Source organism: Gynuella sp. (assembly GCF_050297175.1).
Lineage (GTDB): Bacteria > Pseudomonadota > Gammaproteobacteria > Pseudomonadales > Natronospirillaceae > Gynuella.
The window spans coordinates 79,321-101,725 of the sequence record NZ_JBNKSF010000029.1 but is presented as its reverse complement, the minus strand read 5'-3'; the positions used below and the strand labels follow the sequence as shown (position 1 = coordinate 101,725).

The 22,405-nt window shown below is 47.3% G+C and carries 16 protein-coding genes and 1 other RNA gene; 16 read left to right on the top strand and 1 reads right to left on the bottom strand.

Going from position 1 to position 22,405, the window contains the following annotated elements; all coding sequences use genetic code 11:
• The first annotated feature begins 163 nt into the window (after positions 1–163).
• On the top strand, positions 164–2,464 hold the full coding sequence (locus ACQY6I_RS11575) for a DUF748 domain-containing protein (protein WP_428241646.1): 2,301 nt from the start codon (positions 164–166) through the stop codon (positions 2,462–2,464).
• 200 nt (positions 2,465–2,664) lie between these two features.
• Here ACQY6I_RS11575 and queE read toward each other — a convergent pair whose 3' ends face one another.
• Positions 2,665–3,315, bottom strand: a complete 651-nt coding sequence (gene queE, locus ACQY6I_RS11570; RefSeq protein WP_428241645.1) for a 7-carboxy-7-deazaguanine synthase — start codon at positions 3,313–3,315, stop codon at positions 2,665–2,667.
• Positions 3,316–3,849: 534 nt separating this feature from the next.
• On the opposite strand from queE, the gene ACQY6I_RS11565 reads away from it, so the two are divergent.
• The 15 genes from ACQY6I_RS11565 to ACQY6I_RS11495 all read left to right on the top strand — a co-directional run bounded on the left by ACQY6I_RS11565 (position 3,850) and on the right by ACQY6I_RS11495 (position 22,388).
• Positions 3,850–5,319 carry a family 43 glycosylhydrolase gene (locus ACQY6I_RS11565; RefSeq protein ID WP_428241644.1) on the top strand — a complete coding sequence of 490 codons (1,470 nt, stop codon included), beginning with the start codon at positions 3,850–3,852 and terminating at the stop codon, positions 5,317–5,319.
• A 402-nt stretch (positions 5,320–5,721) separates the two neighbouring features.
• An RNA gene (gene ffs / locus ACQY6I_RS11560) (signal recognition particle sRNA small type) lies at positions 5,722–5,818 on the top strand.
• 141 nt (positions 5,819–5,959) lie between these two features.
• Positions 5,960–7,963, top strand: coding sequence for a DNA polymerase III subunit gamma/tau (dnaX, locus tag ACQY6I_RS11555; RefSeq protein WP_428241643.1), 2,004 nt, complete (start codon positions 5,960–5,962; stop codon positions 7,961–7,963).
• Positions 7,964–8,003: 40 nt separating this feature from the next.
• The gene (locus ACQY6I_RS11550) at positions 8,004–8,330 is read left to right on the top strand and encodes a YbaB/EbfC family nucleoid-associated protein (RefSeq protein ID WP_428241642.1); all 327 of its coding nucleotides are present in this window, start codon (positions 8,004–8,006) and stop codon (positions 8,328–8,330) included.
• Positions 8,330–8,929 carry a recombination mediator RecR gene (recR, locus tag ACQY6I_RS11545; RefSeq protein ID WP_428241641.1) on the top strand — a complete coding sequence of 200 codons (600 nt, stop codon included), beginning with the start codon at positions 8,330–8,332 and terminating at the stop codon, positions 8,927–8,929. The genes ACQY6I_RS11550 and recR overlap by 1 nt, the downstream gene beginning before the upstream one ends.
• Before the next feature lie 11 nt (positions 8,930–8,940).
• The gene (rnd, locus tag ACQY6I_RS11540) at positions 8,941–10,086 is read left to right on the top strand and encodes a ribonuclease D (RefSeq protein ID WP_428241640.1); all 1,146 of its coding nucleotides are present in this window, start codon (positions 8,941–8,943) and stop codon (positions 10,084–10,086) included.
• A gap of 21 nt (positions 10,087–10,107) precedes the next feature.
• Positions 10,108–10,389: a YcgL domain-containing protein gene (locus ACQY6I_RS11535; RefSeq protein ID WP_428241639.1), complete on the top strand. Its 282-nt coding sequence runs from the start codon at positions 10,108–10,110 to the stop codon at positions 10,387–10,389.
• A gap of 5 nt (positions 10,390–10,394) precedes the next feature.
• The gene (locus tag ACQY6I_RS11530) at positions 10,395–10,844 is read left to right on the top strand and encodes a YcgN family cysteine cluster protein (protein ID WP_428241638.1); all 450 of its coding nucleotides are present in this window, start codon (positions 10,395–10,397) and stop codon (positions 10,842–10,844) included.
• A 31-nt stretch (positions 10,845–10,875) separates the two neighbouring features.
• The gene (locus tag ACQY6I_RS11525; protein WP_428241637.1) at positions 10,876–11,268 is read left to right on the top strand and encodes a hypothetical protein; all 393 of its coding nucleotides are present in this window, start codon (positions 10,876–10,878) and stop codon (positions 11,266–11,268) included.
• Between the two features lie 286 nt (positions 11,269–11,554).
• Entirely contained in the window at positions 11,555–12,229 is a 675-nt protein-coding gene (locus ACQY6I_RS11520; protein WP_428241636.1) for a YEATS-associated helix-containing protein, read from the top strand.
• Between the two features lie 42 nt (positions 12,230–12,271).
• Positions 12,272–14,446 carry a VWA domain-containing protein gene (locus ACQY6I_RS11515; RefSeq protein WP_428241635.1) on the top strand — a complete coding sequence of 725 codons (2,175 nt, stop codon included), beginning with the start codon at positions 12,272–12,274 and terminating at the stop codon, positions 14,444–14,446.
• A gap of 74 nt (positions 14,447–14,520) precedes the next feature.
• The gene (locus ACQY6I_RS11510) at positions 14,521–15,300 is read left to right on the top strand and encodes a class II glutamine amidotransferase (protein WP_428241634.1); all 780 of its coding nucleotides are present in this window, start codon (positions 14,521–14,523) and stop codon (positions 15,298–15,300) included.
• 232 nt (positions 15,301–15,532) lie between these two features.
• Positions 15,533–17,203 carry an AMP-binding protein gene (locus ACQY6I_RS11505; RefSeq protein ID WP_428241633.1) on the top strand — a complete coding sequence of 557 codons (1,671 nt, stop codon included), beginning with the start codon at positions 15,533–15,535 and terminating at the stop codon, positions 17,201–17,203.
• Positions 17,204–17,307: 104 nt separating this feature from the next.
• Positions 17,308–21,240, top strand: coding sequence for an ATP-dependent RNA helicase HrpA (gene hrpA / locus ACQY6I_RS11500; protein ID WP_428241632.1), 3,933 nt, complete (start codon positions 17,308–17,310; stop codon positions 21,238–21,240).
• Positions 21,241–21,938: 698 nt separating this feature from the next.
• Positions 21,939–22,388 (top strand): GNAT family N-acetyltransferase, encoded by a 450-nt coding sequence (locus ACQY6I_RS11495; protein ID WP_428241631.1) that lies wholly within the window; start codon positions 21,939–21,941, stop codon positions 22,386–22,388.
• Positions 22,389–22,405 lie beyond the last annotated feature (17 nt).

Below are 22,405 nucleotides of genomic sequence, written 5' to 3'. Positions count from 1 at the left end.
ATGTCATCTTAATGAATACAGGTGACGCTACAATTTCCTCTTCTACTGACCCGCGAAAGAAAAAATGATTTGGCTAAAACGAGTTTCCATACTATTTGCTGCGCTGCTAATACTGATTTGTCTGTCGATCTGGATATTCTCTCCAGCGATTTCGAGAGTCACATTGAATCATCTGTTAGAGCCATCAGGTATTCATCTGACAGACGATAGTGCTATTCGATTAAATCCGTTCCGTTCTGTCATCAATATCCGTCAGCTTCAATTACTCAAAGGACAGGAAACCCCGCTGGAGCTGCAGAGTCTTGAGCTTCGCTACAGCCTGTTTCGGATGCTATTTCGTGAAGTACAGGTAACCAAGGTCTACATGGAGGGGCTGACAGTAGCCGGTAGTTATAGCGGGCAGCAGGTATCTGTAGCAGGGTTTGATTTTGATACAACCGGGTCAGATACACCACCGGAGGCTGCTGCACCGTCAACAACAGTTGAAAATGAAGAAAGTGGGGGACTGCTGTTTCTCGCGCCGGATATTGAATTGAACAATATAACGCTGTCTTTTACTTATCTGGATCAGGTTAACACCGTAATCATTGAGCAGATGAATATTACTCAAAGTCGTTATCAAAACAGCGCCGGTCGTTCGGATATCTCCGGCAGGCTGTTAATTAACGGTGCCAGCTTAACGATTGATGCTGAGGTGGACTATCGACCAGAAAACCTCTCCGCTCAAGTTGATCTGAATTTGAAGCAGCTGAATCTGGCGAATTATCAGTATCTGCTACCGCAGCAATCAGATCGGATTGCCGGAGAGGTGGCGCTGGCACTAGAGGCAAACATTCATCAGAGTGCCCAGGCTCTGAATCTGACTGACTCAAAGGTTATGCTAGGTCTAAACGAGCTTGGTTATCAGAATAATGATGTGAACGCTTCCATGCAGGATCTGCAGATGAATCTCACTCATTGGCAGCTGGAGGTTCCCGCTGACGGAGAAATGAAAATGAAGGGACAGTTGAAAACGGTTCTGACTGGTCTGCTGATTCGCCCAGCGGCCTCTGATGATATTCTGGCTTCGCTGGGAAGTTTTGAACCGGAACCGGGGGAAGTTTCTCTGATTGGAAATGATGTCAGTTACCAGACACCTGTCATGATGTTCAGTGATATCGTATTTTCCTCGCCAAAACAGGATGGTGAGGCACAAAAAAAGAGCGCATTGATTGACATACAAGAACTTGAACTGGCGCCGTTCGAGTTCGCTTCAAATGTTTTGACCATCGGTCATGTTGGTATTGGTGCCAGTCGTTTCAATGTCTATTTAAATGATTCAGGACTCGCAAATCTGGTTGAACTGAGTGACACAGCGACTGGGCAGGAAACCACTGAAGTAGAGGAGGTCCTTGAAACGGAAAAAACGGAGGCCGCGCAGGCCGCTGAACCTGTTCCGGGCGTTCGAATTGGGAAAATAGAAAATTCTCAACCCTGGCAGATAGAGATTGAAGACGGCAACCAGCATCCAGCGTTTAAAAAGCGTCTTGAAGTAACCCGCTTGTCCATAACCAATATCGATATGCAGAATACCGAGCAATATATTGATTATGCATTGGAATTAAAGGATGACAGCTACTTCAACTTTGCCGTAAATGGCGATGTGCAGCCTTTCGGGGATGATGTTAATGCGAATATTCAGGCACACATAGCGGAGTTTTCGTTACCGGATGTTCGTAGCTATCTGGCTAAAGCCCTGGACTTTGAATTTAAAGCTGGACAACTGGATACAGACTTCAATGGGACTATTCGGGCATCAAAAATTGACTCAGTTGCGGATGTGACGATCAGAGGTGCGGATTTTACCGCCAGCCAGAATCAATCTGAAGAAACCAATATTATTGGACAAACTGCCGTTCCCCTGAACGTGGCTTTGGGAATGCTCAAGGACCGACATGGTGATATTCACTTGAAGGTTCCCGTGAAAGGAGATCTTGAAGACCCCAGTTTTGGTGTGCAGTATATTTTGGGGCTGGTCGTTAAAAAAGCCGTTATGATGCAAACCAGAAATTATCTGATCAATACTTTTGTCCCTTACGCGCAGGTAGTCAAGGTCTCTATGGCGGCTGGATCTTATGCGCTGAAAGTGCGTTTTGAGGATCTGCCATATGAGACTGCACAGGTTGAGGTGGGTGAATCACAGCAGCTATTTGTTGACCAGTTGAGCCGATTGATGATGGATAAACCAGGTTTGCGGGTGAAAATATGTCCGGTTGTTATTCCGGCCGATATTGGTGCCGAAGCCCCACTGACTGAACAACAGACTGACCAGCTTTTGACTCTGGCCAATAATCGCGCTACTGCTTTTAAAGCACGGGTACTGGAGTCACCAGAGATTGAATCAGCCAGGCTCTTGCTTTGTGCCGCCAGAACAGATGTCAAAGCCGGTAACCTGTCACGGTTGGAATTGTTGTCTGTGAATTGATCCGATCATCTGTACATTGAGAGGATATTTTTACTGGGTTAACAGAATTGTGCTCAGAAGAAATTGCATTGGCAGAAAGCTTGTAAGGCACATGGTGTTCAACAAGATTTCGAATGAGCCTGTCGAGTCTCGGCCTGATTATCAAAGAGATCAGAACGATCTCTTTGATAGCCGTGCTATTCATCTGTCTAATCAGAAAATCAGTCGATTTTTAAAATTTTATGGGTCTGCAGACACAACCGCCATTGCGGATGTGTCAGGCAGTATTGAATGCAGGCCTGGGTCGAACTCTGTTCCGAAATGATAAGGTGATCGGTGTTATATGGGTTTTTAGGGGACAGATAACGAACGCCGGCATCGATATCCGTAAACCGATCTGGCATGGCATCAGCTTGTGGATAGACCAATTTCAGCTCGTGGCATTGTTTGACAACGACCGTAGAGCGCCCTTTTGGGCTGACGCAGATCCAGTCAATCCCTTCCGGTAGCGGCAGAGTGCCATTGGTTTCTATGCCAATCTCAAACCCCAGGTCTTTGAGTGCCACAATCAACTCAGTATCCAGCTGTAATGCCGGTTCTCCTCCTGTGCAGATAATATAACGGTTTTGTTGATCTGCTGGCCAGAGCTGCAATACCGTGTCGGCCAGTGTTGTGGCGTCTTTGAACTTGCCACCCTTCTGGCCATCGGTTCCGATAAAATCCGTATCGCAGAATTGGCAAATCGCCTCACTGCGATGCTTTTCCTGGCCGCTCCAAAGGTTGCAGCCGCTAAAACGTAGAAAAATGGCCGGCCGGCCGGTATGTGCCCCTTCACCTTGAAGTGAGTAGAACATCTCTTTAATGCTGTACATGAAAAACTCTGATTGAACTGTGGTGGGCGATTTTAAGGTCAGGAGAGTGGAGATTAAAGGTATTTGTGACAGCAATGCTCACTATATGCAGATTTATTCGTCGGACAGAGAGTGGGCGGGTCAGCCTTTTATCCTACCGTTGACAATTTAGTGCTATGAATATGTATATAGTGGCTATTCTGTCGATGCATGGTTTTAATGTCAGAATGCCTTGATTATACATAAAGCATCTTGTCCTTTTGATTACCGCTATTTTTGGATCTGGTATCAGAAATGGCAGTCAAGATAACAACAATAAAAAATTGATGTGCTGTATGGATTTTTAGGGTTTTTCTCCGGTCTTGTCATCTTGATGTTTTTTATCTTGATGTATTACTTTTGTCCGGCTTAAGCGGTGTGGGTGATATCCTGGCAGAGACCTATTATTTTATTTGTGGGTTTATGTATTGTCGTGTGCATCTTCATTTATCCGCTACCCCAAGATCCTATAGCGCTTCAGGTTTTGTGAATTCAGACAAGCAAGTGAGAAAATTTATGACACTCAAATTTGCAAGCGTGGTTGAAAAGATATTATTGACTCTGTTTCTTGGGCTGATGTTGTCGGTGCAATCTACGGCAACCTTTGCAGAAACATTCACCAATCCGCTGATATTGCAACGGGCTGATCCGTGGGTTTATAAACACAGCGATGGCTACTACTATTTCACTGCCTCGGTTCCAGACTATGACCGGATCATTCTGCGGCGAGCATCCAGTATTCAGGGATTGAGCAGTGCTACCGAAGTTACTGCCTGGAATCAACCGGACAGTGGACCGATGAGCGGCTTTGTATGGGCACCTGAGCTGCACTGGGTCGATGGTAAATGGTACATCTACTACGCGGCTTCGGAAGCAAATGATATTTGGGATATTCGAATCTACGTGCTGGAAAATACTGCGACTAATCCGCTTACTGGCAGCTGGACGGAAAAAGGTGAACTCAAAGTTGACGGCATGGGTAATGAGTCGCGCTTTTTTGCACTGGATTCAACCACCTTCGTGCACAACAATCAAAGATACCTGCTATGGGCACAAATTCCTCCTGGCGGAAACAGCAGCCTGTATATTGCCCGTATGATCAACCCGTGGACAATTGATATCTCCACTCAGACTATGATTGCGACACCCGAATACAGTTGGGAAAAAATTGGTCATAACGTCAATGAAGGGCCGGCCATCCTGAAACGAAACGGACGCATTTTTGTCACCTTTTCCGCCAGTGCAACGGATAAGAACTATAAGCTTGGCTTGTTGACCGCAGACCAGAATGCAGACCTGTTGAATCCAGCTTCATGGCACAAGAATCCTGAGCCTGTGTTTAGCAGTAATGCGTCTACCAGTCAGTTTGGCCCTGGTCATAATTCATTTACCCGGTCAGCGGATGATTCTGTCGATATCATGATCTATCACGCTCGTGATTATGAAAATATTTCAGGAGAACCGCTGTATGATCCCAACCGCCATACCCGCGCCAAAGTCATTACCTGGAACGCCGATGGCACGCCGAATTTCGGTGTCCCTTTCGCCAACGGTATCAGCGGATACAGCAGTCTGAAGTCGGCGTTCAGTGGTAAGTGTGCCAATATCGATACCAGTGTCGATGGTGGTACTGCTAATGGCGTGGATCTGGTGCAGCAAGAATGTAACGGTGCTGATAACCAGGCGTTTGTGTATGAAAGTCTGGATTCCCAGTACTTTCAATTGAAAGCCATGCACAGTAATCGTTGTCTTGATGTTTACGGTCAGAGTGCCGAAGACGGAGCAAATGTTAACCAATGGGATTGTTGGGGGGGTAACAACCAGCAGTGGAAAAAAGTGGATGCCGGCAATGGTTATTTCCAGCTGCAGAATCGCAACAGTCAAAAATGTCTTGATGTATACGACTGGAACAATGCCAACGGCGCTTCCCTCAAACAGTGGAGTTGCAACGGATACAGCGTGCAGAAATGGCAGGAGATTCCCTGATTTCGTGTAGTAGCTGAACATTCAGTACTGTAAATGCATGCCCTGCAGACAGTGGCGAGTCTGTGGGGCTTTATTGTTTTTGGGAGGATCAGAGGTTTCCATCCCGTACCATTGCGACTCAAGTAGAACTAAATGCCCTTTGGGACGAAAAAAATGACTGTTTCTCGCTTTGAGGGGCCTCGTTCAGGAGGGCGTTAAAGCATTTGTGTTGCTGGAGCTATGGCTTCGCGTCTATTGAGCGTGATGGGGTTCGCAAGCGGCAGTTCCCAGGCCATCACAGGTTCTTGAAATAACTCACGAAGTTCAAAAAAACAAAAGGCGAATCAAGCACTTGCGTCCAGCGGGCTAAATCTGCATAATGCGCGACCTTCGCCAGGGGATCCCCTGTCAGTTATGGCAGCGGACCGGTCCCCCCGCAATAACCATCTGTGAACCCCGCCAGGCCCGGAAGGGAGCAACGGTAGCAGGGACGTTATGTGCCGGGGTGTGGCTGGTTCGTCTGTCTCCAATTTTCTTCATTTTTATTTTTACTGATACCTTATAAATCAATTGGTTACGACAGTTTTGCCGACTTTCGACTGGCGTATTCGAGCTGAACTGGCTAGCATAGGCGCTCACTTGTTCAGTGGTAAAACGGTTAATGAGTTATCAGGTTCTTGCTCGTAAATGGCGACCCAAAACATTTTCGCAGATGGTAGGGCAACAGCATGTGCTTAAAGCACTCATCAATGCATTACAGAATGATCGTCTGCATCATGCTTACCTGTTTACCGGTACACGCGGCGTTGGTAAAACCACCATTGCAAGACTGTTTGCCAAGAGTCTGAACTGTGAGCAGGGGGTCAGTGCTGATCCATGTGGTGTCTGTGCTGCCTGTGTTGAAGTAGATGAAGGCCGCTTCGTGGATTTGATCGAAGTGGATGCGGCGTCCAGAACCAAAGTCGAAGACACTCGCGAATTATTGGACAATGTGCAATATGCACCGACTCGTGGGCGTTACAAGATTTACCTCATTGACGAAGTGCACATGCTGTCCAATCACAGTTTCAACGCGTTGTTGAAAACACTGGAAGAACCGCCGCCACATGTGAAATTCCTGTTGGCTACCACGGATCCACAGAAGCTGCCGGTGACTGTATTGTCACGCTGTTTGCAGTTCAATCTCAAAAATATGTCATCGGAGCAGGTGGTCAGATACCTGCAGCATATTCTTGCGCAGGAACAAATCGATTATGAAGAGAGTGCCCTGTGGCTGTTGAGTCGGGCTGCTGATGGCAGTATGCGTGATGCTCTGAGTCTGACTGATCAGGCAATTGCTTATGGCCAGGGGCGTATCGCTGAGGGCGATGTCAGTGCCATGCTGGGAACTATGGATCGGCGGCAGATTTTCGGCTTGTTGGACGCCCTGACCCGTAGGGATGCCAAAAGCATGTTGGCAAAGATAGATCAGGTGGCAGAGTTTTCACCCGACTATATTGCCCTCATGGCAGATATTCTGAGTGTGTTGCACCAGGTGGCAATTGCACAGATTGTTCCGGATGTCATCGATAACAGTGAAGGTACGAAGGCGGCCATTCAGGCAATTGCAGCGGCCAACACTGCCGAAGATATTCAAATGTATTACCAGATCGGCATGATCGCACGCAAGGACATGCCGTTGGCGCCGGATATGAAATCCGGTTTTGAAATGGCCATGCTGCGGATGTTGGTCTTTTCACCTGAGCCAGTTGCCGGTGACTTGCCACCTCTGCCTGAACTAGATGAACCGGAGCATTTACATTCGCCAGCTGAATCCTCGCCTCTTGCTCGAACAGAAGGCGTACCTGCAGAAAAAAAGCCTGAATTAGTATCTGTCCAGGGTGATGCTACCCTGGCGGCAGAGAATGTATTGTCTTCTGGGGTTCCGGTCCGTGACAATATCCAGCCAGAGCCAGAGCCAGAGCCAGAGCCAGAGCCAGAGCCAGAGCCAGAGCCAGAGCCAGAGCCAGAGCCAGAGCCAGAGCCAGAGCCAGAGCCAATTCATGAAATGCCGGTTTTGGGAGCGAATCCCTCAGATGGCATGATACCGTTCGTGGAATATGACAATGCCCCTCCGCAGATGCCTGAACCTGCGCCCTTTCCAGAAGACCTGGCTGAGTTTATGTCAGGATCGCCAGCACAGACTGCTGTTCGGGTACCTGAATCCGTGGTAGAAGAGCCGGCAACGGCGGAACCTAAGACTGTCGTTGCTGAGTCGGAGCCATGCCGGAATTTGACGGAATTACCTTGGGTGCAAGTGTTTTGGCAGCTGGATCTGAAAGGTATGCCTCAAAGCCTGTTCAGTCATGCGCAGTGGAATGATGTTCATGATTCGGTATTGGATTTAACTGTTCCCAGTGACTACGAAAATGTCTATAACCCCCGTCATGACGAACAATTACTGGCGGCACTGGAAAAGGTTGGCTTTACTGTTCGCAAGGTGGATATTACGTTTGCTGAAACAGAGCAGGAGACTCCTAGCCAGTATCGGGCTAGAAAACTGGAAGAGGCCCGACAGGCTGCTATTGTCAGTCTGAAAAATGACCCCATCGTACAGGCGTTGGAGCAAAATTTTGGTGCTGTACTGGATGAAACAACGGTACGGCCGACCGAGCAACCCATTTAATATTTACAGTCAACGAAGTCGTAGACTCAGGAGAATTACTATGTTTAAAGGCAATATGGGTAACCTGATGAAGCAGGCCCAGAAGATGCAGGAGCAAATGCAGAAGGCTCAGGAAGAACTGGCCAATGCAGAAGTGACAGGTGAAGCTGGTGCCGGGTTGGTAAAAGTGGTGATGACCGGACGTCACGATGTCAAAAAAGTTGAACTGGACCAGAGCCTGATGTCAGAAGATAAGGAATTAATTGAAGATCTGCTGGCTGCTGCGGTCAATGACGCAGTTCGCAAGATAGAAGAGAACAGTCGTGACCAAATGTCGTCCATGACTGAGGGAATGCAGCTACCTCCGGGAATGAAGTTTCCGTTCTAATGGCCACCTATAGTCCTCTTACCGAAAAACTGATTCAGGCGCTGCGGGTATTACCAGGTGTGGGTCTGAAGTCTGCCCAGCGTATGGCGCTGCATCTGCTTGAACGTGATCGTGATGGTGCGCTGCGATTGGCTGATCAGTTACGGAATACCCTTTCCGGGGTTTCCCATTGTCAGCAGTGCCGATTACTGTGCGAAGCTGATATTTGTCATATATGCAGTGATGAGCTGAGGAACCAGCAACAAATCTGTGTGGTTGAAACACCAGCCAACCTGAGCGCAATTGAAAGTACTGGCATTTATGAGGGTGTTTACTTCGTACTAATGGGACATCTTTCTCCTATTGATGGTATTGGTCCGGAGGAGATAGGGCTGCATTTGTTATTTGAACAGATCGAGCAGCGACAGGTCGAAGAGTTGATACTGGCGACCAGCCCAACCGTGGAAGGTGAAGCAACCGCCCACTATATACGCCAGAAACTGGGTGATAACGCGATTAAAATCACCCGGCTCGCTCATGGTATTCCGATGGGGGCAGAACTTGATCAGGTTGATGGTCATACCCTGCATCATGCGTTACAGTCCAGAAAGGTTGTTTGATGGATGGATTGATGACTGATCAATATGTTTGGGTGGATAGTGACACGCAATTTGCAGAGTGTTGCGAGTACTGGAATTTGCTGCCATTTATTTCCATCGATACAGAGTTTATCCGCACCAAGACGTTTTACCCCAAACTGGGATTGCTGCAAGTCGCCGATGATCGCAACAGCTATTTGATAGACCCGTTGCAGATCACTGATTTTCTGCCGTTTCAACAAGTGCTTGAAAACCCAGCCGTGGTGAAGGTTCTACACGCCTGTTCTGAAGATGCAGAAATTTTTCATTGCTGTTTCAATGCCAGAGCCCGTTCTGTATTTGATACCCAGATCGCTGCGTCTTTCTTAGGGCAGGGAATGTCTATCGGTTACGCCAATCTGGTGAAATACGAACTGGGAGTTGATCTGCCGAAGGATGAAACCCGTTCTGATTGGTTGCAGCGACCATTAACGGATAACCAGAAAAACTATGCGGCCATGGATGTTGCCTATCTGCATCAGATTTTCCGGATACAGGAAGTCGCGTTGCTGGAGCAGGGCAGGTTTGACTGGGTATTGGAAGATTCTGATCGGGTCGTGGAATCGAGTTTGCCACAGGATCCCGAGAGATATTATCTGAAAATACGACAGGCATGGCAGCTTCGTGGAGCCCGGTTGTGCTTTCTGAAAATGCTTGCCAGTTGGCGCGAACGCCTGGTACAGGCTAAAGACATTCCGCGGACCCGCCTGGTGCGGGATGCCGTGTTATACGAATTGGCAGCGGCCAAGCCTCACAGCTTGAATCAGTTGAATCGAATTCATGGTCTATATCCGGGACTTATCCGACGTTATGGCCAGACAATTCTGGACATGGCTAGAAAAGCCGAGCAGACGCCACGCTCTGAGTATCCGGAGTTGATTGCTGCACCTTTGAAGATCGAAGAAGGCATGATGCTGAAAAAGGTTCGTGAGTTTGTTGCCGAACTGGCTGTTCAGCTGGAGCTACCAGTGGAGCTATTGGCGAGGAAAAAACAATTGGAAGCCATTGTCAGCAGCGGTACCTATACTGGCGAGTTTCAGTTGACGGATGCATTTACCGGTTGGCGGTATGACATTATCGGAAAACACATCCTGAATATACTGACCATCGAGTGGAACGCCACTAACAGCACGGAATAAACAGACGCAATGAAACAACTGGTGAGTATTTATAAATCAGCCATCAAAGATGAGATGTATTTGTACGTCCGTAAATCAGAAAAATTCAGTCGGGTGCCGGATGACCTGATGCAGATTTTTGGCCGTGCGGATCATGTGATGGACATGCTGCTGACGGAAGACAAGAAAATGGCCAGAGTGGATGCTGGTAAAGTGCTGTCTGAACTCGAAGAAAAGGGGTTTTATCTGCAAATGCCCCCAGCCAGAGATGATTATATGCTGGATCTCTATAAAGACACCTCCCATCGGTATGAAGGCCTGTAATTATCATGGCAGCTGTAACACCGTTCTGGAAAGCTAAAACCCTGGCACAAATGAACCAGCAGGAGTGGGAATCGTTATGTGATGGCTGTGGCCGTTGCTGTCTGCAAAAACTGCTGGATGACGAAACTGAAGAGGTATTTTATACCCGTGTGATATGCCGTTATCTTGATGCAGATCGTCGCTGTAGCTGTTATGAGAGTCGTCATATTAAGGTTCCGGAATGCGTGTGGCTCAAGCCGGAGGATGTTGAACAGTTTCACTGGTTGCCGACCACCTGCAGTTATCGGTTGATTGCTGAGGGGAAAGAATTGCCTGACTGGCATCCATTGGTCAGTGGTCGTCCCGACAGTGTCGCGGATGCAGGTATTGCGGTTACCTGTCAGCCATTAGTGAAGGATGATGAAGTACCTGAAGATGACTGGCAGGAACACATTATCCAATGGGTTGAACAATAAACTTGTAACAAAGGCGATGTAAGAAACGACTATGATCGATGTACAGAGTTATATGGTTGCCTGGCTGATTTATATCGCAGCTGGTCTGGTGTTTATGCTGGCAGCGTCACGTATATTGCGTGGTATCAAACCAGTTGAATTGAAAGGGATTGTGTTCGGGTGGATGGCGGTGATCATTTTTGTCCCTTATCGTGGTCATGAGCCCGCACAGTTTATAGCGCCAGCGATATTAGTGGCTGCCTTTGATTTTCTGGACGGTCTGGATAAAGGGTTGGATAACGCATTGGCTCTGGTGCTGGAGCGTATGCAGATTTCTATTCTTGCCTTTATTCTGGTCACCATTGCTGGTGTGGCAGCCCTGATCATACGTATGAGTCGTCGTAAACTACAGGTGCCTGATTCTGCAGGGCAGTCCTCCGAGTAATCCCTGTTCAATTTTATTATGCGGCAAAAAAATGCCGCATAAATTCCTTACGTGTTTTTTTGTAGCTTCACGTAAACATGCTATACCTATCTAATGGTAATCGATTAGTTGCCGATACTTTTGGTAGAGACTGTTTGATAACTGCCGCGCGAGAAGTCACGGATGATACCTCCTCAGAAATATACGCCTGACAAGGTTGATCAGACTTTTGTCATTTCTTCCTGGCGTTGAACGGTTATGATGCAGCTCTCAAATACTTAAACAGGCCCCGGGGAGAGCATTTTTTATGGCCAATCATATTTTTATTCTCATTGCTGTCATGTTATTGGCAGGTGTATTTGGTGGGTTGGTAAACTTCTACCTGCAGGGCCAGCACGACCCTGATACCACCAGTCTGCCTAGAAGTCTGGTAGTGGGGGTTGGTGCGTCATTCCTGGTGCCGGTGTTGCTTGATCTGGTGAACAGTGAGCTGATCCTGGAGAGCCAGGGAGATCCGTCGAGATTATTAATTTTTACCGGGTTCTGTCTGATAGCAGCTATTGCATCCCGCTTTTTTATTGTCAATGTCTCGGATCGTATTCTGTCTGAAGCCCACAGTGCCAAAGAAAGTGCCGAGCGTTTACAGCATGATCTACGCATTATTCAAAATAACCTGATGCCTCTGATCGAAACCGAAACAGAACAGGAATCAGGCGTTGATGATAATCTTGGCCCTTTGGCTCCAGAAGATGAGCTCGACGTCACCACCGCCAACGTGCTTAAAACGCTGGGCAGCGGTCGTTATATTTTTCGCTCACTGGCGGGATTGTGTCATGAAACCAATACAGATGAATCCACTATGGTGAAGACTCTGAATATTATGGTAGCTCGTAATCTGGCTGGACGAACGATGGGGAAAAAAGGCATGCGCTGGCACATTACAGAGAAAGGACGTCGTGCCCTGGAAGTAAGTATTTCATGATCGAATGGTTTTCTGCTGGTTTTTAAGATTGGAAATGTGTTCATGAATAAAACTAAAAATAGCTGCTTTGGTGCACTGGTTGTGTGGTGGCTATTACTGAGTACACCGATGTTTTCTGCTGCAGAAACCTCGGGACAGCCGTTGGATGTGCGAATTTTGATCGATATTTCCGGCAGCATGGTGGAAAACGACCCCAATAATTTGCGTATTCCTGCATTAAATTTATTGATTGATCTGTTACCCGACGACACCCGTGCCGGGGTCTGGACTTTTGGGCGCTACGTCAACATGTTGGTACCGTATGGCAGCGTCAACGATCAGTGGCGCACAAATGCCCGTCGTCAGGCCAGCAAAATAAATTCATTGGGTCAACGCACGGCTTTGGGCTCAGTACTTGAGAAGTCTGCCTTTGATTTTACGATCAGTGGTAATGGTGTGCATCCTCAGTTCATTTTGTTGTCTGATGGAATGGCTGATATTTCACCTGAGCTGGCGGCCAATATTCGTGAACGGAATCGAATACTAAATCAGGTATTACCCCGTTTCAGGCGCCAGCAGGCTCCTATTCATACCATTGCTTTATCGGCACAGGCGGATCTGCCTCTGCTTAGACAGCTGTCTATGCAGACTCAGGGACTTTCTGAGCAGGTTAACAATGCCGATGACCTGATGTCTGTGTTTTTGAGGATCTTTGATACTGCGGTACCTAGTGAACAGGTTCCAATCAAAGCAAATGCATTTACAATTGATAGTCATGTTAACGAAATGACCGTGCTGGTGTTTCGCGAAGCGCTGGCAAAGCCGATCAAGTTGATCAGTCCGGATGGTGAGGTCTTTGCAACAGATAGTGACACCCGTTTGGTGACTTGGAAATCAACGGACAAATATGACCTTGTAACGATTAAAAATCCGGCAGAAGGAGCCTGGGTGATCGATGGGCGTGTCCAGGCAGACAGTCGGGTCACTGTGGTCTCCGATGTGATGCTGGTACTGGAAAATCTGCCTGTGGTTATGTTTCCAGGACAGGACAACCGTTTGGAGGCATTCCTAAACTCCCGTGAGGGGGATGTGAACGATGATGAATTTCTGCAGATGATGAATATTAATCTGACAGCTTCTCCGGACCAGCCAGGTCAAAACCTGATTGTTGCTCAAATGGTATTAAACGGTGATCGTTTCTCTGTGCCATTGGATCATTTTTTAAATCAACCCGGAAATTACACTCTCGAAGTGGCACTGGATGGGCAGACTTTTCAGCGCCGGATATCCAGAACTATCTCTGTACAAGCACATATCTCGGCCGAAACCACTGTGGAAGGGAACCACTATCGAATTAGAATTTATGCCAATAACCCAGCTATCGACGTTGGCCGGTCAACCGTCACGGCTACGGTCAAAAATGCCACTGTACAACAAAGTCTGGAGTTTAACTGGAATGTCTCTGGTTACTGGCAGGCTGACGTCGGACCTTATGCTGATACCGTTACATTGGAACCAAAGCTTGATATTTATTTGCAGGGTGCATTAGCGGACGGTATTACAATTGCCCCTCAGCAGCTAAATTTTCCAATAGGCTCCACTCAGCCTATGACTATGGATGCCGAGGTGATGGTGCAACCGGAACCGTCTCCTCAGCCGAATTTGCCCCCTGCCAAGTTCGCGATCGAAACCGTCGCAGAGATCCCTAAGGAACAAGCTTTACAGCGTCAGGAACAAAGGGCTAAGGAGATGCCTGCGACCAAGGATAACTGGATGAATGAGCCATCAGGCAGCGACAAGGACTCACTGGGAATTGGTACCATGCTGCTTTGGAGTCTGCCTGGTATTCTGGTTATAGGTGGTTTTGCTGTGGCCTACGTGTTTATTAACCGGCGCAGGGCCGAGATGAACACCGCCCGAGATGCTATGGAACAGGAAATTCAACAGCTGGATGAGGCTGCTGAAGCACGTCGACTGGAGAACGAAGAGCAGGATGAAGCTGTTGCCGTTGAAGAAGAGGCTCCGGTTGACGCAGATGAGCTGGAAGAGCCAGATGGTCCATTAATTGATGGTTTGCTCAGTGATGACGAAGATTTCGGTAGTCTGGAAGACCTGGACCATTTTCGTGATGACGATGGAAAGCTATCTGAAGATGAAGAGGATGTGTTTGATTTGGGAGATCTATCAGATCTGTCGGATGAACTGGAAGACGATAAGGAAGATTCCAAAGCCCCTTGATTCCGGTGCAGGCTGTTGCTTACAACTGGCTGTGCTATTATTTTGCAGGCAGTAGCAAAGAGGCGTTATAAGCAGTGTGTGAGTTGTTGGGGATGAGCGCAAGTGTACCAACCGACATTTGTTTTAGCTTTACCGGATTAACAGAACGAGGCGGAGTGACGGGTCCGCACACAGACGGTTGGGGTATCGTTTTTTATGAGGATGGTGGTACCCGCGAGTTTCGTGATTGGTTACCATCATCCCGATCCAGAATTGCCGAGTTGGTCAAACAGTATCCCATCCATTCCCGGATCGTGATCTCTCATATACGACAGGCAAATGTGGGGGCGGTGTCGCTGGTCAATACTCATCCGTTTACTCGTGAGTTATGGGGTAAGCCCTGGACCTTTGCTCATAACGGTCAAATGAAAGAGTACCGTTATTTGCCCGGAGGTTTTCAACCTATCGGTACTACCGACAGCGAAGCAGCTTTCTGTAACCTGCTGAATCGGATCCGGTCCTATTTTGCTCAGGGGCCGACGGTTTGCCAGGAACTCTGGCCGATAATTCTGGCGTTCTGTCAGGAGTGTCAGGGTGAAGGGGTATTTAATATGCTGCTCAGTCAGGGAAGCTTCCTGTTCTGTTTTTGTTCGAACAATTTGCACAGATACACCCGAAAGACCCGACAGCAGAAAGAGTTTCTCCAAGACGTACAAATGGAAGTAGATTTGAATGAGGGAACGGGACAGTGTACTACTGTCTCAGTAGTGGCCACTCAACCGTTGACCGACAGTAAGCTGTGGCAGAAGATGCAGCCCGGTGAAGCGGTGGTATTCAAAGATGGAGATATTGTGTGGCACCATCTGCCTGATTAAAGATTGCCGGGTCAATGGCTCGAAAATAGCTTTTTCAATACACACAATGTTTCTCAAATTTCATTAAATTGGTTTATAGTTCTCAGCTCATTCGCTGGTTTATGGCGATTATCCGAGCTTCTTGATAGTGTTGTTTTAAAACCTGAAAGCATTGTCAGACGATTTCTTAAGGTCTTTGGTTATTTTGTTAAGTACAGCTGATAATGCCGCAAAATAATAATAAGGAGGGCAAATGGCAGGCAGTTATTTTTATGATCATTATCCAGCCGGAATGGTTGGCAAAGTAGACCCAGATAAGTATTCGAGCATCGTCGATATATTCGACAATTTTGTAAAAAAGTTTTCCGATAAACCGGTTTTCAGCTGTATGGGGCAAACCATCAGCTTTGATGAACTTAATCGTCTGAGTGCCAGCTTTGCATCCTACCTGCAGAATCATACTGATCTTCAGCCGGGTGATCGCATTGCGGTGCAATTGCCAAACATACTTCAGTTTCCGGTTGTGGTCTGGGGGGCAATCCGGGCAGGTATGGTGGTGGTTAATACCAATCCGCTCTATACCGACCGGGAAATGGAGCACCAGTTTAACGATTCAGGTGCCAAGGTCCTGATTGTATATGCAGGCATGGCAGCGCAGGCTTTGAGGGTAAAACCAAAAACTGGCATACAGAAGATCATCGTAACGGAAATTGCTGATTTGCACAGTCCGTTCAAACGATTGCTCATCAATTCAGTGGTCAAATACGTCAAAAAGATGGTGCCTGCGTATGATCGCAGTGCAGTCGTGTCCTTATTGTCTGTCCTGTCAGAGGGGGGGCGTAAGTCTCTCCAGCCGGTCGAGATGAAAGGTGACGATCTTGCTGTACTGCAATATACCGGTGGGACGACCGGTGTGGCCAAAGGCGCCATGTTGACCCACCGTAACCTGGTGGCCAACATGCTGCAAAGTAAGGAATTTTTTCAGCTGGCACTGGATGAGGGCAAGGAAATCATGATTGCACCTTTGCCGCTGTATCATATTTACGCATTTCTGGTGCATGGGATGCTGATCCCCTACACAGGAAATCATAATGTTTTGATTCCAAACCCCCGCGACCTGCCTGCGTTTATCAAGGAAATGGCAAAATACAAATTTACCAGCTTTACCGGGCTCAATACTCTGTTTGTGGCTTTGTGCAACAATGAAGATTTCAGAAAACTGGATTTCAGCCATTTGAAAATGACGGTTTCCGGTGGTATGGCGTTAACAAAAGGTGCTTCGGATCGGTGGCAGGAAGTAACCGGGTGTTGTATCAACGAAGGTTATGGTATGACAGAAACCTCTCCGGTGCTGTCGTTCAATCCGCCAGGGCATGTGCAACTGGGCACGATTGGCATACCCGCTCCGTCTACAGAAATTGCTATTCTGGACGAAAACGGCAATGCACTTGCCGATGGTGAAGCGGGTGAGCTGTGTGCCCGCGGCCCACAAGTCATGAAAGGATATTGGAAACGTCCTGAAGAAACTGCCAAGACCATGACCGAAGACGGTTTTATTCGTACGGGTGATATTGCGATAAAACAGGACGATGGATATTTGAAAATTGTGGATCGTAAGAAAGATATGATCATCGTATCTGGCTTTAATGTGTATCCAAATGAAGTCGAAGAAGTCCTGACGTTGCATCCACAGGTGCTGGAAGCGGCCGCCATAGGCACACCAGACGACGCGACCGGTGAGAAAATTCTGGTGTTTGTCGTGGCCAAAGGAGATGTTACCGAGAGCGATCTGATCGCTCACTGTCGTAAAAACCTGACGGCCTATAAAGTACCAAAAGTCTTTGAGTTCAGACCCGAACTTCCCAAAACCAATGTGGGTAAAGTATTGCGCCGGGCACTGAAAGAGGAGCTGAAAACTTCATAATTCATAGTTCAAGCATCTCTTATGACCGGGGTTAGCCCCGGTTTTTTTGTGTTTTCCGCTTTTGCCGGTAAAATCGCGCTCCCGCTTAACATGACCGAAGAGACATGGTTCAAGAAACCCTGCAAAAATTGATATCACTGTTGGATTCTGTTGCCTGTAAAGATCGTTATTTTTTGCAGCAGGAGGTTAATAAGCTTTCGGCATTGGCTCGTAATAAAAAAGATGTAACTGCCGGGCTGGAGAAGCTGATTACGCGATTTGATCAATCTATCGGTTGGGTTCAGCAGCGAATACAAAATCGTCCTGCTATTACGATTGACCCTGATTTGCCGATTGGTCAGAAAAGTCGTGAAATTGCTGATCTGGTAGCACAACATCAGGTTGTGGTGCTGGCGGGTGAGACCGGATCAGGTAAAACAACCCAGTTACCCAAAATCTGCCTGCAACTGGGTCGTGGACAAAAAGGCTTGATCGGTCATACGCAACCAAGACGCTTGGCGGCGAGAGCTGTCGCATCACGTATTGCAGAGGAAATGCAGGTTCCACTGGGAGGGTTGGTCGGGTTCCAGGTTCGTTTCCAGGATCAGATTCAGGACTCCACCCAGGTCAAAGTCATGACCGATGGCATATTATTGGCCGAAATACAAAAGGATCGTTATCTTAATAAATATGACACGATCATTATCGATGAGGCCCATGAGCGATCCCTGAACATTGATTTTCTGCTTGGATATATCAAACGCCTGCTGCCACGTCGCCCTGATCTGAAGTTGATCATTACTTCCGCAACCATCGATCTGGAACGTTTTTCCAAACATTTTGACAATGCACCTATAATTGAAGTTAGTGGCCGGACGTATCCGGTCCATATGGTGTATCGTCCGCTGGGATCGGAAGAAGAGGATGATCAGGACTTTTCTTATCGTCAGGACTTGTCGCAGGCCATTGTCACTGCGACAGAAGAAATTCTGGAATTGGAGCGTACTGGCCAGACTCCCGGAAAGGGGGGCGATATTCTGGTATTTCTTCCGGGCGAACGGGAAATCCGTGAGGCGGCGAATGCACTGAGAAAATCCTCTATTCCTCATTTGGAAGTGTTGCCGCTGTACGCGCGTTTGAGTGCCGCCGAGCAGCAGCGGATTTTCTCTTCGCATTCCGGTCGTAGGATCGTTTTGTCCACCAATGTGGCTGAAACCTCGCTGACGGTGCCTGGCATTGGTTATGTGATAGATCCGGGGCTCGCGCGTATCAGTCGTTATTCTTACCGGTCAAAAGTGCAACGATTGCCAATTGAAAAAATCTCCCAAGCGTCTGCCAATCAACGGGCTGGACGCTGTGGTCGGGTATCGGAAGGGATGTGTATCCGCCTCTATTCGGAGGAGGACTTTAACAATCGCCCGGCGTTCACCGATGCCGAAATCATGAGAACCAATCTCGCGTCGGTCATCCTGCAGATGTTGTACCTGCGATTGGGGGAAATAGAAAAATTTCCATTTGTAGATATGCCCGACAGCCGTTTTGTCAAAGATGGTTATACTTTATTAAACGAGCTTGGCGCGGTTACCGTTAATGGCCAGTTGTCCAAACTTGGCCTGAAACTGGCGCGCTTGCCATTGGATCCGCGTTTGGCCCGCATGCTGTTGGAGGCCCATCAGCAGAAAAGCCTGCGAGAGGTGCTGATTATTGTCAGTGCGATGGCCATACAGGATCCAAGGGAAAGGCCTCAGGAAAAACAACAGCAAGCCCAGCAGAAACATGCTCAGGATGCCGATAAAGACTCTGATTTCCTGAGCCTGATAAATCTATGGAATCGCTATGAACAACAGCGTCTGGAGCTAAGCCAGAATCAGTTGCGTAAATACTGTGAGCAGAACTTCTTGCATTATTTACGCATGCGAGAATGGCGGGATACTCACCGGCAGCTGCATCTTGCCTGTAAAGAACTGGGGCTGGTGGAAAACGAAAGTGAAGCTGGTTATCAGCAAATTCATGGCGCATTGTTGTCTGGTTTGCTTAGTCAGATCGCAGCCTGGAAGGAAGAGCGTCAGTATACTGCTGCACGTGGTCGCGCCTGTATGATTCACCCTGGTTCCAGTGTCAGCAAGAAACGACCTAAATGGATAATGGCGGGAGAACTGGTGGAAACCAGTCAATTATTCGCCCGTATGGTTGCCCGCATAGAACCGGAATGGATAGAGCCGCTGGCCCGGTCGTTGGTCAAAAAACAATATTTTGAACCCCATTGGGAACAGAAACGTGCTCAGGTAATTGCTCAGGAGCAGGTATCGTTATATGGCCTGATCATTATTGGCAAGCGACGCGTGCACTATGGTGCGGTTGATCCGGTTGTTTCGAGAGAAATTTTCATTCGTTCTGCACTGGTGGAAAATCATTATCAGACCCGTGCGGCCTTTTATGCGCATAACGGAAAGCTGATTGATGAAATCTTACAGATGGAAGCCAAATCCCGGCGGCATGAGTATCTGGTGGATGACCAGGTTCTGTTTGAATTCTATGATCAGCACATTCCGGAGGGGATTGTTAATGGCTCAGGTTTCGAGCATTGGCTGAAGCAAAAAGGTAACGATCGTTTATTGTATTTAACCCGGGAAACGCTGTTACGAAAAGACGGCACTCAATTGGGGCCTGATCAGTTCCCTGAAGTGATGGATCTGGGGGGCATATACGTACCGGTCAATTACGAATTCAAACTTGGCAGTGAGGCTGATGGCGTCAGTATCCGGCTGCCGGTTGAGGCAATCAATCAGGTATCAGCAGCCAGGATTCAATGGCTGGTTCCCGGAATGTTGAGAGAAAAGTGTATTGCCCTGGTCAAAGCACTGCCCAAAAGTTTGCGTAAAAACTTTGTTCCGGTACCGGATTTCATCGACGCTGCACTGCCGAATCTAGTGTTTGGAGATGGAGATCTGTGCGACGCCCTGGCTCATCAGTTATTGCGTATGACAGGGGTTAAGATTCCAAGAGATCAGTGGGATACCGAAAATATTGAATCTCATTTGAAACTCAATATTCAGGTCATTAATCAGCACGGCAAGATCATCCGACAGGGCCGTAATCTGGAAGAGCTGCGCAGCATTGCTACAGAGCTTCCCATCAGCCCATCTGCCAGTCAAAAGCGTGCTGTTGAGAAACACTATTTCACTGACTTTCCTGACCGGCCGCTGGCTCGGGAAGAGTTGGTCAAACGAGGTGGTATCCAGGTCAAAGTATTTCCGGCATTGCAATACTCCGAAAAAGGCGTCGCTCTGGAAATGTTTAATGGTGGCGATTACGCAGAGTGTCAGCATGAGCTGGCATTGATTCAGCTGTTAAGAATGAACTTTCGCAGCCAGGAGGATTTTCTGAAACAGGATCTGCGCAACTTTAAACAGCTTGAGCTGGTGTATGCTCCCATTGGAAATGCACAACAGTTCCGCCATGACCTGATGACTGGAGTTTTCAAATGGACATTTATTGAACCATGGAAACAACAACATGAACGTTTACCCCGTAACGAACAGGAATGGGATGCGCTGAAAAAACTGGGTAGCGGAGAAATTAATAACGTTGGCAAAGAAGTGGCGCAATTGGTGTTTGATATTCTTAAAGCGCGAACAGAAATTCTGAAATCGACCCGTAAGAAAGTAAATTTTGTATTGGCTTTTATGTATGCCGATATTAAAAGCCAGTTGGAAAATCTGACTCAGGCAGGGTTTGTCGCACGTACTCCCAAACACTGGTTGCAGCAATATCCCCGTTATATTCAGGCAATTCACGCGAGAATGGATCGTTCCAAAGGCGTACCAGCGAATGAACAACTGATGATTGATGAGCTGGCTGACTGGTGGCAGAAATATAGTGACCTGGACCGCAAGCTTGAACAGGAACAACGTGTCAACGAAGATCTCAATACATTCCGCTGGTTGATAGAAGAGTACCGCATTTCATTATTCGCTCAAACCATAGGTACCATACAACCGGTGTCGGACAAACGGTTGAGTAAATTATGGCAGTCTATCATTGATCAGGTTGGCTGATTTGACCTGAGCATCTGATGTCCCTCAATTTTATGGGCTGCAATAGTCATTCAGCCCATCTCTTCTAAATCAGTCTCCTGGTTTTTGATTTACTGAATTAATGCTCTCGGTGATAGATTTATATATGGCATAAATCTGTATGACGGAATATTTTTGATATAGATGTGAACTTGTCTTAAAAAAATAGTTTGTTGAGGGACAAATATTATCGTCTGAGTTGTCATGCAGTACGTTGAAACGGCAATATATCTTTATTGCAAAATCTATTGTGTCAGGATTTATTGACCATCGGGTCAAAGATGTTTTTATATCGGTAGCTGAAGGGATGAGAATTGGCATAGTGAGTGGTTTGTTGTTGCGGCTCTCTGAGTTGAATCATTAGTAAGCCTGTCGGTGCATCAGTGGATTCCAGAGGTTGATTTGTTCGGTAAGCTTTTGTCAGAAGGCGGCACTATCTCAAATGTTTGTTTACATTAGTAAACTTTGGTTTTGCGAGCGGTTACTTCTTCGCCTGCATCGAAACTATTCCTGTTTTTCGGAAGCATATCAGGTGTAAGGCTCCATCCTTTGGCGGATAAGAAACGTTGAATGATTTTGTCATTGTTAGCTAAAAATTTACTTACCTTACTGATTAACGCCATATCTGCTCGGGCTTCAGTAATTGGTAGCTTGGTAACTTATTTAAAAGAAGAATCAAAATGAATATACGTAAGGCCCTTTTGGAGGATTTGGAAGAAATCAGGAATCTGGTAATGTCACTGACGCATTTCTATCTGGATGACTCCAATGTCAGGTTACCAGATTGGTTTAGTGAGACGCTGACCGAAAGTGCGTTTGCACAGCGACTGATCAGCTCAGAATTTCAGAATTATGTCGTTGAGCAAGATGGTTTGATTGTTGGTTATCTGTCTATAAAACATGGGGATTATCTATACCATTTGTTTGTGGCAGAAGCTTTTCAGGGTAACGGTATTGCCCGAAAACTATGGCTGCATGCCCGAAGTCAGACTCCTGCAAAAGTATTTCGCCTGCGTTCGTCTATCTATGCAGTACCTGTCTATAAACGGCTTGGGTTCGAAGAATCCGGGCCGTTGGGAACGGTGGAGGGTATTTCGTTTCAGCCGATGGAATTGCGTTTGGATCATTAACAACATCAATAATCCGG

Bases quoted from the DNA above. Each gene is read 5' to 3' on its own strand.
- queE (WP_428241645.1), bottom strand. From the start codon at position 3,315: ATGTACAGCATTAAAGAGATGTTCTACTCACTTCAAGGTGAAGGGGCA.
- ACQY6I_RS11565 (WP_428241644.1), top strand. From the start codon at position 3,850: ATGACACTCAAATTTGCAAGCGTGGTTGAAAAGATATTATTGACTCTG.
- dnaX (WP_428241643.1), top strand. From the start codon at position 5,960: ATGAGTTATCAGGTTCTTGCTCGTAAATGGCGACCCAAAACATTTTCG.
- ACQY6I_RS11550 (WP_428241642.1), top strand. From the start codon at position 8,004: ATGTTTAAAGGCAATATGGGTAACCTGATGAAGCAGGCCCAGAAGATG.
- recR (WP_428241641.1), top strand. From the start codon at position 8,330: ATGGCCACCTATAGTCCTCTTACCGAAAAACTGATTCAGGCGCTGCGG.
- rnd (WP_428241640.1), top strand. From the start codon at position 8,941: ATGACTGATCAATATGTTTGGGTGGATAGTGACACGCAATTTGCAGAG.
- ACQY6I_RS11530 (WP_428241638.1), top strand. From the start codon at position 10,395: ATGGCAGCTGTAACACCGTTCTGGAAAGCTAAAACCCTGGCACAAATG.
- ACQY6I_RS11525 (WP_428241637.1), top strand. From the start codon at position 10,876: ATGATCGATGTACAGAGTTATATGGTTGCCTGGCTGATTTATATCGCA.
- ACQY6I_RS11520 (WP_428241636.1), top strand. From the start codon at position 11,555: ATGGCCAATCATATTTTTATTCTCATTGCTGTCATGTTATTGGCAGGT.
- ACQY6I_RS11515 (WP_428241635.1), top strand. From the start codon at position 12,272: ATGAATAAAACTAAAAATAGCTGCTTTGGTGCACTGGTTGTGTGGTGG.
- ACQY6I_RS11505 (WP_428241633.1), top strand. From the start codon at position 15,533: ATGGCAGGCAGTTATTTTTATGATCATTATCCAGCCGGAATGGTTGGC.
- hrpA (WP_428241632.1), top strand. From the start codon at position 17,308: ATGGTTCAAGAAACCCTGCAAAAATTGATATCACTGTTGGATTCTGTT.
- ACQY6I_RS11495 (WP_428241631.1), top strand. From the start codon at position 21,939: ATGAATATACGTAAGGCCCTTTTGGAGGATTTGGAAGAAATCAGGAAT.